The organism is Aeromonas sp. HMWF017, assembly GCF_003061465.1.
GTDB classification, from domain to species: Bacteria; Pseudomonadota; Gammaproteobacteria; order Enterobacterales; family Aeromonadaceae; genus Aeromonas; species Aeromonas veronii.
In genome coordinates, this window is sequence record NZ_QAJD01000076.1 from 1 (window position 1) to 1,161 (window position 1,161).

Consider the following 1,161-nt stretch of genomic DNA (forward strand, 5'->3'; position numbering starts at 1 on the left):
GCAGCCGCTCCGGGCTCTGTTTGTCCAGCGCCAGCAACTGGTTGAGGCTGGTTTCGATCACCGCGGTGACCATGGCATCCATCGGCATAGGCAACCTTAAAACTTGTAACCGCGGTGCAGGGCGACCACACCCTGAGTCAGATTGAAGTACTCCACCTGCTCGAACCCGACATTTTCCATCATGCCAGCCAGGGTCTGCTGATCCGGGTGCATGCGGATAGACTCTGCCAGATATTTGTAGCTTTCACTGTCGTTCGCAACGATTTCGCCCATTTTCGGCAGCAGTTTGAAGGAGTAGAGGTCATAGAGCTTGGCGATCACTTCGCTGACCGGCTTGGAGAACTCCAGCACCAGCAGACGGCCACCCGGCTTGAGCACTCGGAACATGGAGGCGAGCGCCTTGTCCTTGTCGGTGACGTTGCGCAGACCGAAGCCGATGGTAATCACGTCGAAGTGGTTATCCGGGAAGGGGAGCGCCTCGGCATTGGCCTGCACGTAGGAGACGTTGTTGGCGACCCCCAGATTACGCAGCTTGTCGCGGCCCACTTTCAGCATGGAGTCGTTGATATCCGCCAGCACCACCTGACCGGTCTCGCCGACGATGCGGGAGAACTTGGCGGTCAAGTCACCCGTACCACCGGCCAGATCCAGCACCTTCTGCCCCTTGCGCACACCGGAACAGTCGATGGTGAAGCGCTTCCACAGGCGGTGGATGCCGAACGACATCAGATCGTTCATCAGATCATACTTGGCTGCCACCGAATGGAAGACACCTGCTACCAGAGTTTCCTTCTCGGTCGCAGCCACGGTTTTAAAGCCAAAATGCGTTGTCGTTGCTTGTTCTGACATCCCTTAAACACCCATAGAGCAAAGAATGGCCGCCAGTTTACCAGAGCCACTGGCGTCCGGACACCTTAAACCCGGCTCGCAACCAACTGCATGCCCAGTACCACCATGGCCAGACAGAGGAAGATATTGAGACCGATATTGAGCAGCGCTTTCAGATAGGCCCCATGTTGAGCCAGCACCACTGTATCGAGGGCAAAGGAAGAAAACGTGGTCAGGGCACCGAGGATCCCCACCATCAGCAGCGGCTTCATCGGGTGTTCCACCACATGACCATGGCTGATGAGGGCGAATGCCACCCCCATGATGAAAGAG

The 1,161-nt window shown here is 57.0% G+C and carries 2 protein-coding genes and 1 pseudogene; all 3 read right to left on the reverse strand.

The window, feature by feature from the left end; genetic code table 11:
- Positions 1–88: pseudogene (locus DBR30_RS22820) on the reverse strand (ubiquinone biosynthesis accessory factor UbiJ); the annotation flags it as partial.
- A gap of 8 nt (positions 89–96) precedes the next feature.
- A complete protein-coding gene (gene ubiE / locus DBR30_RS07565; protein ID WP_005342396.1) occupies positions 97–849 on the reverse strand; it encodes a bifunctional demethylmenaquinone methyltransferase/2-methoxy-6-polyprenyl-1,4-benzoquinol methylase UbiE in 753 nt (250 codons plus the stop codon).
- Positions 850–914: 65 nt separating this feature from the next.
- Positions 915–1,161 (reverse strand): CrcB family protein (locus DBR30_RS07570; RefSeq protein WP_181363517.1); only part of this gene is annotated, 247 nt, incomplete at its 5' end.